The 15209-nt window shown below is 52.5% G+C and carries 18 protein-coding genes and 1 pseudogene; 9 read left to right on the plus strand and 10 right to left on the minus strand.

Features of this window, described 5'->3' with window-relative positions; genetic code table 11:
* Nucleotides 1-25: 25 nt before the first annotated feature.
* Complete coding sequence (locus tag EVJ29_RS15405) at nucleotides 26-199, minus strand: hypothetical protein (protein ID WP_161567337.1); 174 nt, start codon at nucleotides 197-199, stop codon at nucleotides 26-28.
* A 224-nt stretch (nucleotides 200-423) separates the two neighbouring features.
* Complete coding sequence (locus EVJ29_RS07285; RefSeq protein WP_131504918.1) at nucleotides 424-1287, minus strand: SDR family oxidoreductase; 864 nt, start codon at nucleotides 1285-1287, stop codon at nucleotides 424-426.
* Nucleotides 1288-1435: 148 nt separating this feature from the next.
* Here EVJ29_RS07285 and EVJ29_RS07290 point away from each other — a divergent pair, with 148 nt between their 5' ends.
* The 6 genes from EVJ29_RS07290 (at nucleotide 1436) to EVJ29_RS07310 (ending at nucleotide 4838) form a co-directional block, all read left to right on the plus strand.
* Nucleotides 1436-1873, plus strand: coding sequence for an Rrf2 family transcriptional regulator (locus EVJ29_RS07290; protein WP_131504919.1), 438 nt, complete (start codon nucleotides 1436-1438; stop codon nucleotides 1871-1873).
* A gap of 138 nt (nucleotides 1874-2011) precedes the next feature.
* The gene (locus EVJ29_RS07295) at nucleotides 2012-2200 is read left to right on the plus strand and encodes a hypothetical protein (protein ID WP_071398311.1); all 189 of its coding nucleotides are present in this window, start codon (nucleotides 2012-2014) and stop codon (nucleotides 2198-2200) included.
* Nucleotides 2201-2401: 201 nt separating this feature from the next.
* Nucleotides 2402-3322, plus strand: a complete 921-nt coding sequence (locus tag EVJ29_RS07300) for a TerC family protein (RefSeq protein ID WP_131504920.1) — start codon at nucleotides 2402-2404, stop codon at nucleotides 3320-3322.
* A gap of 95 nt (nucleotides 3323-3417) precedes the next feature.
* Entirely contained in the window at nucleotides 3418-3591 is a 174-nt protein-coding gene (locus tag EVJ29_RS15465; RefSeq protein WP_201738997.1) for a hypothetical protein, read from the plus strand.
* 64 nt (nucleotides 3592-3655) lie between these two features.
* Nucleotides 3656-3859 carry a hypothetical protein gene (locus EVJ29_RS07305; protein ID WP_131443574.1) on the plus strand — a complete coding sequence of 68 codons (204 nt, stop codon included), beginning with the start codon at nucleotides 3656-3658 and terminating at the stop codon, nucleotides 3857-3859.
* 262 nt (nucleotides 3860-4121) lie between these two features.
* A complete protein-coding gene (locus EVJ29_RS07310) occupies nucleotides 4122-4838 on the plus strand; it encodes a peptidoglycan DD-metalloendopeptidase family protein (protein ID WP_071398313.1) in 717 nt (238 codons plus the stop codon).
* Between the two features lie 41 nt (nucleotides 4839-4879).
* On the opposite strand, the gene EVJ29_RS07315 is transcribed toward EVJ29_RS07310, so the two are convergent.
* Nucleotides 4880-5743: an SDR family oxidoreductase gene (locus EVJ29_RS07315; RefSeq protein ID WP_236633432.1), complete on the minus strand. Its 864-nt coding sequence runs from the start codon at nucleotides 5741-5743 to the stop codon at nucleotides 4880-4882.
* Between the two features lie 178 nt (nucleotides 5744-5921).
* On the opposite strand from EVJ29_RS07315, the gene EVJ29_RS07320 reads away from it, so the two are divergent.
* Nucleotides 5922-7049, plus strand: coding sequence for a sensor histidine kinase (locus EVJ29_RS07320; RefSeq protein ID WP_236633433.1), 1128 nt, complete (start codon nucleotides 5922-5924; stop codon nucleotides 7047-7049).
* A 40-nt stretch (nucleotides 7050-7089) separates the two neighbouring features.
* Here the strand turns inward: EVJ29_RS07320 and EVJ29_RS07325 are convergent, their stop codons facing one another.
* Nucleotides 7090-8532 carry a carbon starvation CstA family protein gene (locus tag EVJ29_RS07325; protein ID WP_131504922.1) on the minus strand — a complete coding sequence of 481 codons (1443 nt, stop codon included), beginning with the start codon at nucleotides 8530-8532 and terminating at the stop codon, nucleotides 7090-7092.
* 247 nt (nucleotides 8533-8779) lie between these two features.
* On the opposite strand from EVJ29_RS07325, the gene EVJ29_RS15470 reads away from it, so the two are divergent.
* Both EVJ29_RS15470 and EVJ29_RS15410 read left to right on the plus strand, forming a co-directional pair.
* On the plus strand, nucleotides 8780-8926 hold the full coding sequence (locus tag EVJ29_RS15470) for a hypothetical protein (protein ID WP_201739005.1): 147 nt from the start codon (nucleotides 8780-8782) through the stop codon (nucleotides 8924-8926).
* A gap of 49 nt (nucleotides 8927-8975) precedes the next feature.
* Nucleotides 8976-9128, plus strand: a complete 153-nt coding sequence (locus tag EVJ29_RS15410) for a hypothetical protein (protein ID WP_161567338.1) — start codon at nucleotides 8976-8978, stop codon at nucleotides 9126-9128.
* Nucleotides 9129-9656: 528 nt separating this feature from the next.
* Here EVJ29_RS15410 and EVJ29_RS07330 read toward each other — a convergent pair.
* The 6 genes and pseudogenes from EVJ29_RS07330 to EVJ29_RS07360 form a co-directional block, all read right to left on the minus strand.
* Nucleotides 9657-10335: pseudogene (locus tag EVJ29_RS07330) on the minus strand (glycerophosphodiester phosphodiesterase).
* Nucleotide 10336: 1 nt separating this feature from the next.
* Entirely contained in the window at nucleotides 10337-11644 is a 1308-nt protein-coding gene (locus EVJ29_RS07340; protein WP_131504925.1) for an ABC transporter substrate-binding protein, read from the minus strand.
* Nucleotides 11645-11659: 15 nt separating this feature from the next.
* Nucleotides 11660-12469: a carbohydrate ABC transporter permease gene (locus EVJ29_RS07345; protein ID WP_131443566.1), complete on the minus strand. Its 810-nt coding sequence runs from the start codon at nucleotides 12467-12469 to the stop codon at nucleotides 11660-11662.
* Complete coding sequence (locus EVJ29_RS07350; protein WP_070328148.1) at nucleotides 12466-13371, minus strand: carbohydrate ABC transporter permease; 906 nt, start codon at nucleotides 13369-13371, stop codon at nucleotides 12466-12468. Before EVJ29_RS07350 ends, EVJ29_RS07345 begins: the two co-directional genes overlap by 4 nt.
* Nucleotides 13368-14459, minus strand: coding sequence for an ABC transporter ATP-binding protein (locus tag EVJ29_RS07355; RefSeq protein ID WP_131504926.1), 1092 nt, complete (start codon nucleotides 14457-14459; stop codon nucleotides 13368-13370). The genes EVJ29_RS07350 and EVJ29_RS07355 overlap by 4 nt, the downstream gene beginning before the upstream one ends.
* A complete protein-coding gene (locus tag EVJ29_RS07360) occupies nucleotides 14456-15043 on the minus strand; it encodes a glycerol-3-phosphate responsive antiterminator (protein WP_236633434.1) in 588 nt (195 codons plus the stop codon). Before EVJ29_RS07360 ends, EVJ29_RS07355 begins: the two co-directional genes overlap by 4 nt.
* Nucleotides 15044-15209: the final 166 nt, after the last annotated feature.

Genomic DNA, 15209 nt, shown 5'->3' on the forward strand with positions numbered 1-15209 from the left:
GTTGGATTCGCGGTCTGTTTTTTAGTTAACGGCTGAAGAAAGAGATGTTTGCAGCCGATCGAATGATGAGCATCGTCACAAACATGAGGATGGCTGTAACTTTGAAGCCCATATCCCCAATCACATTGAATTCATATCTTAATCCGAAAAGTAAGAGCAATCCAAGGACAACTCCCATTGAAAACATCATGTTTTTCATACAATCCCTCCCCCTATGAACGAGATGATATTTACCGGTTCTTGCATATGTACGCTTTCGATTATCCATTAATTGTTAGTATACATGCTATGTCGGACGTAGGGGCAAATATGTGAGGATCCATCACTAGCATTCATCAAAAAACGTCACGTTTTCGAAATCGAGAACGTGACGTTGTCATTTGTAATCTGGTCAGAAAGACGAAGCATCCCGTCCTGTAGTTGTTATGCTAACGCGGTGACGAATTTTTGAAGCGCCTCTTTGAGCGGTGTCACCGGACGACCGAGCACCAACTCAAAGTCATTTGATTCGACTTCGAGCGAGCCGTTGCGGATACTGTCTTGAATGCCGACAACAATCGGAATCGCCCCTTCCGGCACACCGGCACCGCGCATGACGTCGGCGTACGCCTCAGCACTAACTTCTTGGAGTTTGACCTCACGGCCGAGTACGTCACTGAGCGCTTCGACGAGTTCAGCTTGTGTGTGGAGCGGACCCGATAGTTCGAAGATATCTTGTTCGAAATCATCTGCCATGAGGACGTTCGCAATCGCTTCGGCGTAGTCTTGTTGCAGCGCCCAACCGACTTTCCCGTCACGGGCCGCTGTCACCCAAGGGGCACCGGCGAGCGCGCCTTGAATACCACCGAGCTCGTTCTCTAAGTACCAGTTGTTGCGCAGGAACGCATGCGGGATCCCGGTTCGTTCGATCGCCCCTTCCGTCTCGACGTGCGGCGGTGCCATGAGATTTTGACTTTCTGTCGCATCGGCGAGGCTCGTATAGGCGATGAACTTGACCCCGGCCCGCTTCGCTGCTTCGACCGCGTTCGCATGTTGACGGATGCGCGTGTCGTTGTCCCCGTCCGCCGAGATGATCAGCAACCGCTCGACACCTTTAAACGCCGCATCAAGCGTTTCCGGCTTGTCGAAGTCGCCGTGACGAACGTCGACTCCTTTTGCTTTCAGCGCTCCCGCTTTCTCCGGATTACGAACGCTGATTGCGAGTTCGCTCGCCGGTATCGACTCGAGCAACACCTCGACGATTTTTGATCCGAGTTTCCCCGTCGCACCTGTGACTAAGTATTTCATGATTCATTTCCTCCTTTTCAGCCTGTAATTAAATCAGTTACATGTAATCATAATAGTTACAGCTGATACGTTTGTCAATTGTTTGTTCCCTGTTATACTAAGGATGTAACCAATCTGCTTACATGATTGTTCAGAAAGGTGGTGGCTTATGACCATCAGTAGCCGTTTCGCGGTCGGCATTCATATCCTGACGTTGATCGAGTTCAATCAAGACGGGGTCACCTCGTCTGACTTTTTGGCCGGAAGCGTCAATACGAATCCCGCCCTCATCCGTAAAATCATGGCGATGCTAAAAAAAGCCGGATTAATCGAGGTCAAACCCGGCGTAGCTGGTGCGAAGCTCGCTAAAGACTTGACCGATATCTCGCTGTATGACGTCTATCGCGCCGTCAGCGTCGTCGAGGAGAATGAATTGTTCAGTATCCATGACAACCCGAATCCGGCATGTCCCGTCGGCCAAAATATCCAAGCGACAATCGAACCAATCTTCATCAACGCCCAAGCGGCGATGGAATCTGTGTTGAAGCACGTGACACTCGCCGACGTCGTCCAAGACGTGGCAACACAAAGACAGGGAAACCACTGAGGCTTCCCTGTCTTTGTCAGTCTCGCTATCATTGAGATCTCCTTCATAAAAATAAGTTCTAACGACCTCAAAAGTTTAGATTAGTGCAAATTCGGTTATATTACTTATAAAGATTCGAAACGAGGAGGAATTAGACGTATGTCTGAAAATAAACAAAACGGTAAGTATGACCACATCATCGATCAAGTTGCGGCTAAGGCGAAAGAAGTCACCGGGAAAATGAACGATGATAAAACGACCAACCAACGAAGCGGTGAAGGACATTCCGACTCCTTGACGGATAAAGTCAAAGGCGTCTTCAACCAATTTCAAAAACGCAAAAAATAAGACGAAGGGCTTCCTAGCAAAACAGCTAAGAAGCCTTTTTTTATGTGACTGTGCCATTTTCCAGCCCTTCCCATAGCCCCAACAGGTTTGATTTCTCCTCGCTTTGTTTTAATGCGAAATACGAATCCTCTTTACTTTGAGTTCATATGAACTTATAATAATAATATAAAGTTCAAATGAACCTATAAGGAGGAATTATTGTTGACCCTACTCATCGCCTTTTTGGCACTCGTCATCTTCATGCTCGCGCTTGACCTCGGGGTGTTCCACCGCAAGGCACACGAAGTCTCGCTCCGTGAGGCATGGACATGGACGTTCGTTTGGATCGGGATCGCCATTGCGTTTGGTGGTTGGTTGTTCTACTCGCAAGGCAGCACGGTCGCAACCGAATATGCGAGCGTCTACTTCATCGAAAAGGCACTCGCCATCGATAACGTGTTCGTCTTCTCGCTCGTCTTCGCCTATTTCGCGATCCCGCTCAAGTATCAGCATAAAGTGTTGTTCTGGGGCATCCTCGGTGCGATTCTCTTCCGGGCCATCTTCATCGTCGCCGGTGTGTCGCTTCTCGAGAACTTCGGTTGGGTCTATTACGTGTTCGGCGCTTTCCTCGTCTATACGGGCTGGATGATGTTCAAAAATATCGGCAAGGATGAGTCGCTCGAGGACAACAAGACGATCAACTGGTTGAAAAACCACTTGCCGCTCACGCAAGACATGTCGTCCGGGAAATTCACGAAGCGGATCAACGGCAAGTTATTCTTCACACCGCTCTTCATCGCTTTGATCTTTATCGAGTTGTCGGACATCGTCTTCGCCGTCGACTCGGTCGCAGCAAGCTTCGCCTACTCGCGTGACCCGTATATCATCTTCTACGCGAACATTATGGCGATCCTTGGATTGCGTAGCCTCTACTTCGTCCTCGCCAACTTGATCGATCGCTTCTACTATTTGAAGCATGGGCTCAGCTTCATGCTCGTCTTCATCGGGACGAAGATGATTTTCGGTGACGTCTACAAGATGCCGATCTGGATGTCGCTCGGTGCGATCGTACTCGTCATCTTGATCAGTGTCGTCTATAGTTTTTACAAAACGAAACCAAATTCGCAGAAAAACGTATCATAAAGAAACACATGCTAGCTAGATCTCGTCGTTAGGTGTATCTCGTCTAAAATCCGGGTAAATTATTGGTCTAGCAAACAAAGAAAAGGTGGTTGTAAATGTTTGACCGTATGGGTGATGTGAGTATTGGACTCGTCTTCGGGATCGTGTTGATGTTTTTGTTCAACAGTCTATGGGGACTTGGAGTTGGGGTGATGTTAGGATTGTTCTTCCTCGTCGCACCGCGCTCGTCAAACCGCCGTACCAGAAAATATATACCGCAAATACGCTAAACCGAGGCGCCCGCCTCGGTTTTTCATATGTATACTGGAGAAAAACACTTACTTAGGAGGCAACATGGATTATTCAGCCATAGAACTAACAGAAGCGAAACGACAAATCGACTCGATTCTCTACAAGCTGAACGTGACGATAAAGACGCTCGAGGCAAAAGATGAGCCTGAGCGCTATAAGTCCCAACTGACACTAGCGAAACGGCGCATTCAAGCGCTGACAATCGCCGTCGAGTTGATTGAAGCACAACTTCATACCGAGACATGACAAAAGCGGCCTTGTTATTCGGCCGCTTTCATTGTCGATTCCTCTTGTTTTGCTTTTGCGTCTTCCTCTTCCCGCTCCAACTCTTCGATCAATCGCTTCAATTAGATGATATACCCTATATTTAATAGTAAAATGTCAATATATTTTTTTGAAATATAAATGACATATTTGTTTATATTTTTTGATGGTAAAATTCCTAAAGAAGGTTAAGAAAAACATCGTTCCGTCGCCCTGTTAACTGACCGAAAGGATTTACCAAAAAATGAAAAAACAATTAATGACAATTACTCTCGGCGCACTTCTCGTTTCCGGTTTGACGCTTCAAACGTCAACACCGGTAGAAGCAGCCACTTCTTATAAAGTCAAAATCACAACGAACAGCTTGAACGTGCGGACGGGTCCATCGACCGCCTACAAAAAGGTCGGCAGCGCCAAGCTCGGTCAATCGTTCACGTATCTAGGGGCGACCGGCTCATGGACGAAAATCAATTACAACGGCAGCACGAAATATGTAGCGAGTACATATGTCAAAAAATATAGCGGTACGGCGTTACAAACGGCCACGGCAGCTAAATTCATCATGCCGGCGCAAGGCAGATTGTCGCAAGGGTATGGCCCGGCGAGCGGAAAGTACGGTTACACGTTCCATAACGGCATCGACATCGCGGCCGCCAAAGGGACACCGATCCAAGCGGCCGCTTCCGGTCAAGTCATCGTCGCCCGAAACTATGGCGCCTACGGGAACCACGTCATGATCTCGCACACGATCAACGGCCAAGCATATACGAGCGTCTATGCCCACATGGATCGGTTGAACGTCGTCAAAGGCCAATCGATCTCAAAAGGCGCGAACATCGGGACGATCGGGAATACAGGCAACTCGTTCGGGAGCCACCTCCACTTCGAGATCCATAAAAACAAGTACGTCTATAGCGGCTCGACAGCCGCCAACAGCGTCAACCCGTATACGTTGTTCTAAAAAATACACCTTCATCCGCTAAAGGATGAAGGTGTATTTTTTTAGCGCCGGAACGTATCTACGTGATCACGTGCGAACGCAGCAAACGAACGGGGCTTCTCCCCGGTCAACCGTTCAAAGTCGTCCGTCACCGCCTTCGCCGTCCCGAGCCGTGTCATGAGGTAGAGCGCCATCGTCACATTCACATACGCTGGATCCAGACCACGTTCCTGAATATAGTGTGAGCGATAGCGCAGCATGCCCGGCTTGGCGTACGTGATGCGCCGCCCGGTCAGAATCGTCAATTGGTTGGCGATGTCGACATAATCGAGCGCCTCGGGTCCGGTGAGCGTATAGGCCGTATTGCGATGTGAGTCCGGGTCGGCCAAGACGTACGCGATCGCCTTGCCGATATCCTCGGCGTCGATGAAGCTGACTTGACTGTTACCGGCCGGGATGAAGATCTCGTCGTCTTGACGGATCTCCTCGGCGTGGACGCCGGTCACGTTCTGCATGAAGAAACCCGGCCGGATATGAACGGATGGAACACCTGACTGCTCGATATACTTCTCGATCTTATAGTGGGGCGGGAACGGATTCGTCTCGACGCCCATGAGTGAAAGAAAAGCGACGAGTCGAATCGAACGTTCGGCCATCGCCTCAATGAACGGAACGAACACGTCCGCATCCCCGATCTGTGGCGGACGCATCAAAAAGACGCGATCGACCCCGTCGAGCGCCGCTTCGTACGTGTCCGGGTTTTCAAAATCGAGTTCGACGTGTCGTGCCGCCGTCGGGAAGCGCCGCTGTAGCTCGTCTAACTTACTCCCGGCAACGACGACTGCTTCTCCCGGTTCTTCTAAATACTTCACGACGTATTGTCCGACGTTCCCGGTCGCACCAGTCACTAAAATCGCTTGCTTCATAATAATCCCTCCTCTTTCCATTGTCTTATACGTTCACTTATCTGTGTTTGAACAATTTGTGCCGACCGTCCCAATTTCCTCTCATTTTTAGGTAGGTCCATGGACTATATAGGGAAATACTGCACAATGTCGTATAATAGAGACAAATCAATCGACATCGTAGAGAGGAGGCCGACGCATGGACCGAAACCGATTTTATCGTTCATCCGCAAGGCACGGCCGAACACGTCCAAAACGAGCCATCCCGAACTATTCAACACGACGCTTGCCGCACTTTCCCATCGCTTCGCTCATCGAGGAAGTGCAGGATGCCGTCTGTTATATCGATTTTACCCGCAACCACCTGTATACGAACCAACCGCTCCGTGCTTTCTGTCCGTCGCTGACGACGCGGCGCTTCACCGATTTCGAGACCTTGAGCCGCTTCTTCCATGACATGTTCGAACGGAACGAGGCCGACCCGGTTGCCGTGACGTCTTTTTGGGAAGAATTGCTCGACAATCGCTTCGGCTGCTGTCCGAGTATGGAACCCCACTACTTCCAACTCGGCGACCGGACGCTGCAACTCATCTTGAACTTCACCCACACCCCGCGCGGCGTGTTCATCCTCTGGCGCGACGAGACCGAAGCGCGCCGGTTCGAGGAGCAGAAAGATTCATTTTTGGCCGAGCTGTCGCATGAGTTCCGTTCCCCGCTCACCGCCATCAGCGGCTACACCGAACTGCTCATGTACCAACATACCGATAACGAGAAGACGCACGGCATGCTGACGCTCGTGAAGCGAGAAGCGGAGCGGCTCGAACGGCTCGTCGACAACTTCCTCGACTATCAACGCGTCAACTACTCCGCGGACTTGCTGACGCTGTCGACGTTCGCACTCAAACCGGTTCTTGAAGGTATTGTCGCCCATTATGAGGCGACATCCCCCAATCACCAGGTCGTCTTATCCACATGCGACGCGACGGTCAAGGCCGACCAGGAGAAGTTGTTACAGCTGCTTCATAATTTGATTGGCAACGCCATCAAGTATTCCCCGAGAGGCGGGACGATCTGGATCACGGGCTCGATGGACGATACGACGCTCGTCTTGTCCGTGCGTGACCCAGGCATCGGTATCCCTCCTGAGTCCATCCCGTACATCTTTGACGAGTACTACCGGGTCGACTCCGACTCCCACCGCCCGATTAAAGGGACCGGGCTCGGCCTGCGCATCTGCAAACGGATCGCCGAGGCGCACGGTTGGGGCATCCACGCCGACTCCGTGTACGGAGAAGGGACGACGTTCTCGATTTACTTATATGACTGATCAACAAAGGGGCCTGGCAATGTATGCCAGGCCCTGTTTGTTATGCGGCTTTTCGAACCGGTGCGTCGCACTCGAGATCTTGGGCGCGCATCGCTTTGGCGTGCTTGAAAAACAATCCGAACAACGTCACCGTCCCGACCGTTGCGATGACGTACGGAATGATTCCGTCCATCTTGAAGCCGATCGGCGCCGTCAAGATATAGAACCAGACCGCATACAGCATGAACGTCCCCGGGACGAGCGCGATCCAGTAGTTGCGTCCTTTGATGTACAAGTACGTTGCCCCGACGAACAAGGCGATGACCGCCGTCGTCTGGTTGGCCCAGTTGAAATATTGCCAGAGGAGACGGAAGTCGACTTTCGTCAAGATGAACGAGATGGCGAACAACGGGAGTGCGATCCAAAGGCGCGACATGAACTTCTTCTGCGCGACTTTCATGTAGTCGGCGATGATCATCCGGGCGCTACGGAACGCCGTGTCACCTGACGTGATCGGCAAGACGATGACGCCGAGGATGGCGAGCGTGCCGCCGATGCTGCCGAGCATGGGCGTCGCCACTTCTTGGACGACGAGCGCCGGTGTGCCGGCGTTGATCATCGCGAGCAGTTCACCCGGCTCGAAGATGGCCATCGCGGCCGCTGCCCAGATCATGGCGATGACGGCCTCGACGATCATCATGCCGTAGAAGATGCTGCGACCATTGCTCTCTTTCATCGTCGTCCGCGAGATGATTGGCGACTGCGTCGCGTGGAATCCTGAGAGTGCGCCGCACGAGATCGTGAAGAACAAGAGGGGCCAGATCGGCAAGCCGTCCGGGTGCATGTTCGTCAATGTCATCTCTGGGATTTGATAGCCTTGGACGAACAGGCTGACCCCGATCCCGACGGCGCTGATCATGAGGAGCGCCCCGAAGAACGGATAGATGCGGCCGATAATCTTATCGACAGGTAAGAGCGTCGCCAAAATGTAGTAGCCGAAGATGGCGAGGAGCACCCAGGCGAGCGTCGACGCATTACCGTCGAACAAGTTGTTGATCATGTTGGCCGGTGACGTGACGAACACCGTCCCGACAAGCAGTAGCAGTAACAGGGCGAACCCGTTGACGACGTGGCGGAGCGAGCGACCGAGGAACTTCTCGGCGAGCTGCGGCAAGTGTGCGCCGTTGTTACGGAGCGAGATCATCCCGGTCAAGTAGTCGTGCACTGCCCCGGCAAAGATTGACCCGAAGACGATCCATAGGAATGCGACCGGACCGTAGAGTGCTCCCATGATTGGACCGAAGATCGGACCGACACCGGCGATGTTCAACAGTTGGATCATCGAGTTACGTTTTTTCCCCATCGGTACATAGTCGACACCGTCCTGAGACGCATAGGCGGGTGTCGTCCGTTCCTCCTTGATGCCGAACGTCTTCTCGACGTAACGGCCGTAGACGAGGTACCCGACCAATAATAATCCTAGTGCAATAAAAAATGTAATCATCTTTTCTTCCTCCTATAATATGACCCATGTATGATTTCTTATTGTGAAGTTTATCACAATTAAAATATAACAGGCTTTCTTACGGGTGGATAGATGTGATTGATCACTATTTCACATGAAAATAACAATGTTCATTTTTTAGACAAACGTTGCTGTTGAGCCATTTTTATGAAAACGGTTACTTTTCGAATGAATTATTCTGCTTCCGGGAACAGTCAAAGAAAGACGTAGGGAAAGGATGAATAAAATGAAACAACAACGTGGATATTTAGCACTACCGGTCGCCGTCGCCTTTATCGTCATCTTCGGATTGTTGTTCGACAATTGGTGGCTCGGTATCGGCATCGGCATCGCGATGTTCTTCGCTTTTAAAGGAACGAAGAAGAAAGCCTGAAACTTTTTGAGGCGACACTCGTAGAAACTGGGCAAAGGAGGAGTTCTCCATGTCCAACAAACAGACGACGGGCAGCTATGCCTTTCCGCTTGCACTCGGCGTCGGCGTCACGTTTGCGATTGCTCTCGACAACTATCTTCTCGGGCTTGCCCTCGGGGTCGGTCTGTATTTTGCATTTAGCGATTCACCAAAGAAAACATGACAAAGACCGCCTCATTGAGCGGGCTTTGTCATGTTTATCCGTGCCTCGTGCGGTAACAGTGAATCGATTTCATTAAGAAAGGCCGATGTAGATGACATCTAAAAAAACATTGCCCAAGTTTCAAATCGCTTTTGCTTTACTGATTTTGGGAGGAGTACTTTTTCTTCTACATGAGGTATATCAGCGAGAATTTTTTTTGAATGAAACGTTACATGACCATTTTTCGATCGAGAAGAACGCCTATGACGTCGAGTTCAGCATTAATCAATTTGGATACTTATATCGTTTGAAATTTGAAGACGAAAAGAGAGTCGAATATGAATTTTTCGTCAAAACCAATCCGGACAATGAGTATGTCGTCACCTATTACGGACATAACTCCAAAGGCGATTCACCTTTGAGAGAAGATGAATTCACCACTTTGAACGCAGGATACTAAATTTAGAGAATTGCCATGAGAAGAGGCCAGCTGATGCGAACACGTCGCGCCAGCTGGCCTCTTCTCATAAATCGACTGAAGTGTATCCTTCAGTGATGCGACATCGATTGGAATCGCTCGACCTCATCCGTCATGATGGCATCGACACCGGTCATGTCCGGCAGCTCGCTCGGGTCGTTGATCGTATATAGTCGAATCAAGCGATTCTGTTCCCGAAGCGTCATCCAGTCTCTCGTCCCGATAAACTCCGGTTGAGCATGGACAGCCTCGGCCCCAATCCGCTCGACGAAATCGACCAGTTTTGGATGTCCCTCCCCGGTCAAAACGGCGATCCTCGCTTCTCGGGCGATATCTCGTAACCGGATGAGCGTATCCGGATTGAATGACGAGAAGACGACACGTTGCTCGAGCTTGAACTCGGTGACAGCGAGCCATGTGAGATATTCAATCCCGTCATAATCGAATCGATCCGTCTTCAGTTCGATATTGAGCGTGACATCGGACGATTCAATCAATAAGAGTACTTCTTCGAGCGTCGGGATTCGTTCCCCGCTCTCGGTGCGGAGCAAACGAAGTTGGCGGAGCGTCATATCTTTGACGTATCCACTCCCGTCCGTCGTCCGGTCGACCGTCTCCGACGAGACGACCGTCGCGCGTCAATTGGACATCGAGCTCGATCCCGTCGGTGAAAGGTAACGCCGCTCGAAACGCCGACAACGTATTTTCTGGATACTTGGCGCTATAGCCGCGATGCGCGTAAATCAACATGTCACTGCCCCAAGGTGGAAGTCGTCTCGTCAGCTGCTCGCTTCAACGCCTCCTCGACCGATACGCCTTGGTACAGGCTCTCCATCGCGTTGACGACGCTCTGACGGGATTGCGGGAACGTCGAGATGAGCGCCCCTTGTGTTGCCGGCGAAGCTTTCGTCTCACTCAATTGATCGACCGTCACTTTCAGTTGCGGATACTCGGCCCACATCTCTTTGACGATTGGTTCGTTATACGCTTCTGGGTTGATGGCGAAGTAACCCGTCTCGACGTGCCACTTGGCCTGTGCTTCTTTTGAGGCCGCGTACTTCATGAACTCCCATGCGCCTTGTTTCGTCTCGTCGGCGATGCCGTCACCCATCCAGAGCGAGGCGCCACCGATGATGACACCTTCCCGCTCGGCTTCGTTCGGGACCGGCAAGTATGACGCCCCGACCTCGAAGTCAGCGTTGTCCGCGACGGTGCGAATGCCGGCTGACGAGTCGAGATACATCGCGACTTTCCCTGATTGGAAGGCGGCACGCATATCGTCCCAGTTTTGGCCGACGTTCATGAACGTCTTCTCGTCGTACATGTCTTTGATCAAATTGAAGGCGTTCTGTCCTTCATCTCCGTCAAATACCGCTTTTGTCGGCGCTCCGCTGCGCCCGTTATCGTTGTCGACATATAACCCGCCTTGTGCGGCGACGAGCTGTTCGAAGAACCAGCCGTAGTTGAGCATCGTGAAGCCGGTCTGCCCGTCGGTCGTGAGCGCCTTCGCCGCTTGCTTCAATTCGTCGTATGTCCGCGGCGCCTTCTCTGGGTCGAGTCCCGCTTTTTCAAACGCGTCCTTGTTGTAGATCAGTACCGGTGTCGACGAGTTGAACGGCATCGAGTACTGCTTGCCGTCGACTTGGTAATAACTCAAGATGTTCTCTTCCCAGACATTCGTGTCGAAGTCCTCTTTGTCGATGAACTCTTGGACCGGCGTGATCTTGTTCGTGTCGATCATATATTTCGTTCCGACCTCGAACGTCTGCATGATGGCCGGCGCGTCCGGTGACCCTGCGACGGCGTTGAACTTCGTGAGCGCTTCTTCATACGTACCTTGGAACACCGGTTTTACTTCATACTCCTCCTGCGACTCGTTGAAGGCGTCGACTTGGTTGTTGAGCGCGGTCTCTAAGTCCCCGCTCATCGCGTGCCAAAATACGACTTCCGTCTTCCCGTCCTCCGTCGCCGAAGCGGCCGGCTCCGCCTCCTCGCTACCACATGCCCCGAGCAACAATACCGAACTGGCCAACCCTGCGAATAATGCTTTCTTTTTCATCCTATATTCCCCCTTTTATTTAATCGCGCCTTGCGTCAAACCTTCTTGCAACTGTTTTTGTCCGGCGAATAACAGCATCAGCGTCGGGATGATGATCATGATGACCGCCGCCATGACGACACCCCAATCCGAGGCGACCTCATTTGACTGCATCTGTTTAATCCCGATCTGTACCGTGCGCGCCTGCTCCGTGTTCGTGACGAGGAGCGGCCATAAGTACATGTTCCACGTCGTCAAAAAACTGTAGACGGACAACGTGACGAGCGGCGTCTTCGAGACCGGTAAGACGATATTCCAAAAGAAACGGAAGCGGCTGACCCCCGCGATTTGTGACGCCTCATACATCTCGTGCGGGATTGTCTTGAACTGTTGCCGAAGCAGGAACGTCCCGAACGCGAGCGCGAAGAATGGGACCGACAGCCCCCATACCGAGTTCAACCAACCGAGTGACTGGATAGTCAAGAAGTTCGGCACCATCGTCGCTTCCCACGGCACCATCATCGTCGCTAGGAAGAGCATGAAGATAATCCCTTTCCCCTTGAAGTCGATGAAGACGAATGCGAACGCGGCAAGGCTCGACAAGGCGACTTGTCCGACCATGACGAGGAGTGCGACGACGAGGCTGTTCCACAAGTACGTCAACAGCGGCAGGCGCTCGAACGCGGCGACATAGTTGTCGAACGTCACGTCGCGCGGGATGAGGTTCCCTTTCAGCACTTCACTTCCGTCCATCAAACTGATCGAGAACGCGTAGGCGATTGGGAACAACATGACGAGCGTACTCAAGACGAGGAGCGTATACGTGACTGCTTTCCGAAGCGTCATTGGTAATGCACCTTCCTTTCGACGAGCTTGAACTGGAGCCACGTCAAGAGCAGCACCGTGACGAACAAGAGCACCGCCTGGGCGCTCGCCCCACCGACGTTATAGTTGATGAACGCGTCCTTGTAGATGGCGTAGACGATGACGTTCGTCGAATTCGTCGGACCGCCTTTCGTCAGTAGATCAATCTGTCCGAACGTCTGGAACGCGTTGATGAGCGAAATGATACCGACGAAGAAGAGCGTCGGTGACAGCATCGGAATCGTGATTGACCGAAGCTGCGTCCCGTAACTCGTCCCAGCGATGTCCGCGCTCTCGTACAGCGTCCGGTCGATATTTTGCAGTCCCCCGAGAATGATCAAAAATGTGAAACCGATGTTCATCCAGACGGTCGCGAGCGATACGGACAGGAGTGCATACTGCGGGTCAAGTAGCCACTGTACCCCACTCGCCCCGACCGCTTCTAAGAAACGGTTGAAGATGCCGATCGACGGATTGTACATAAACATCCAAATGACCGATGATGCCGCGACGCTCATCCCCATCGTCGCCGAGAACGCCGTCCGGAAGAAACCGATACCGCGTAGTTTCTCATTAGCGAGCAGCGCTAACCCTAGCGCGATGATGATTGTGAGCGGAACGGTCAACAGAACGAAGCCGACCGTCGCTTGGATGCTTTGCCAAAACGAGGCGCTCGTGAACAGTTTCGCGTAGTGCTCACCCCCGACGAAGCTGAGCGGCGTCCCTTGCGTATCGGTCCGAAAAAAGCTCAAGTAGATCGTCCGGAACAACGGATAGACGAGGAAGATGCCAAACAGCGCAATCGAGGGCGATAAATATAAGATCCCGGCCGCTGCGTCCGAGAGGCGTGCCCGGACTCTCTGTTTCGGCAACGCGACCGTCATTGGAACACCTCCAGCGCCTCGAACAGTTTCGGTTGCCGTGGCTCGATGCGATCGCCGGCCGTATCAAACAGCGACATTTGTTTCGGATCGACGTAACAAGCGATCTTCTCCCCGATCGAGAGCGGCCACTGTCCAGGCCATTTGGCGAGCCATTCGGTCCCGCCCATATCGAACGCAAGAATCGTTTCGGTGCCGAGCACCTCGATGTTCTTCAGTTCGGCATAAAACGTCACCGTCTCCCCGGCCGGTGTGATTTGTTCCGGCCGAATACCGAGCGTTGCCACATCGTGTTTCGTCACCGTATTCGGATGGAAGAGACGTCCATCCGCGGCAATCCAGCCTTTCTCCGCCCGTTTTACCTCGGTCAAGTTCATCGGAGGCGAGCCGATGAACGAGGCGACGAACGTATTCGCCGGTTTGTTGTACAAATCGAGCGGCTTGCCGACTTGCTGAACTTCCCCGTCGTTCAATAACATCATCCGATCGGCCATCGTCATCGCCTCGACTTGGTCGTGCGTCACGTAAATCATCGTCAAATTCAGCTTGCGTTGCAGTTGGCGGATCTCCGAACGCATTTTGGCCCGGAGCTTGGCGTCAAGGTTCGAGAGCGGCTCGTCCATGAGGCAGATTGGCGCCTCGGTGACGATAGCCCGGGCCAGTGCGACCCGTTGCCGCTGACCACCTGATAATTGGCGGGGCTTACGCTTCAAATAGTCGGTCAGACCGAGTGTCTCGGCCGCCGCATCGCACCGTTCGCGCTGTTCGAGCTTCGTGAGCCCTTTCGTATGTAGTCCGAACGTAATATTTTTCTCGACCGTCATATGCGGATAGAGCGCATAGTTTTGGAATACCATCGACAGTTGCCGCTCGCTTGGCTTCAGCTCGTTCGCAGCGACGCCGTCAATCCGGAGCGTCCCGCTCGTGATCGACTCGAGACCGGCGATCATCCGGAGCATCGTGCTCTTGCCGCAACCCGACGGTCCGACGAGCGCGAAAAATTCGCCCGGCTCAATCGTGACGTCGATGCCGCGGATGACCTCGGTGTCCCCGTATGATTTTTTGAGGTCTTGCAGTTGGATCGACTTCATGCCATTTCCTCCTTCGTCGCGTGTGACGCCCATAGCCGCTCGTCCCCTGTCGAGACGGCGAACGCCCCATGTGACAACGCTTGGTGGACTTCGATCGGTTTGCGAATCATCCCGCCCGTCACGATTGGGAGTGAGACGCTACCGGCGACATGTTCGATTACGCTCGGGATGAGACCGGGCATGAGTTCGAGTGCGTCCGGCTGTTGATCGTTCGCCATCTTGATGCCTGATGTGACGGCGTCCGAATCGACGAGGAACAGACGTTGCACCGTCATCAGGCCAGCCCGTTTGGCGTGTTGGATGACCGACGCTTTCGTCGTAACGATGCCGTCAGCGCCGACCCGTTTCGCCAAATAATCGATGCCTTCCCGATCGAGACTAATGCCGTTGATTCGTTCCGCGTGCAGGAACACGGTCCGGTTCTCCCGCTTTAAATGGGTTACATAACGGTCGAGCGTGCTGAGCGTGCCCATCATAAGGAACGTCGTCGTGACGTCCGATTGCAGGAACTTCTCGAGCTGTTTTGGCGACTTGATCGATGCGATCATCTTCTCTCGTCCAATCGTGCGAATTGTTGGATTCACTTGAATCATCCTCTCTTAAGAAAAAAGGACCAACAGAAACATGACGTCACGGACGTATGGGCTTCTGTTGGTCTCTCGAATGTTCTACCGAATGCTATTCACTTTGAATTGAGGGGTCTCACAAGTCATATCGTACCGAACGATTGTAAAATGTCCGTGAACGCTC

This window comes from Exiguobacterium sp. SH4S7 (assembly GCF_004336795.1).
In the GTDB taxonomy this organism is placed as follows: Bacteria; Bacillota; Bacilli; order Exiguobacteriales; family Exiguobacteriaceae; genus Exiguobacterium; species Exiguobacterium aurantiacum_A.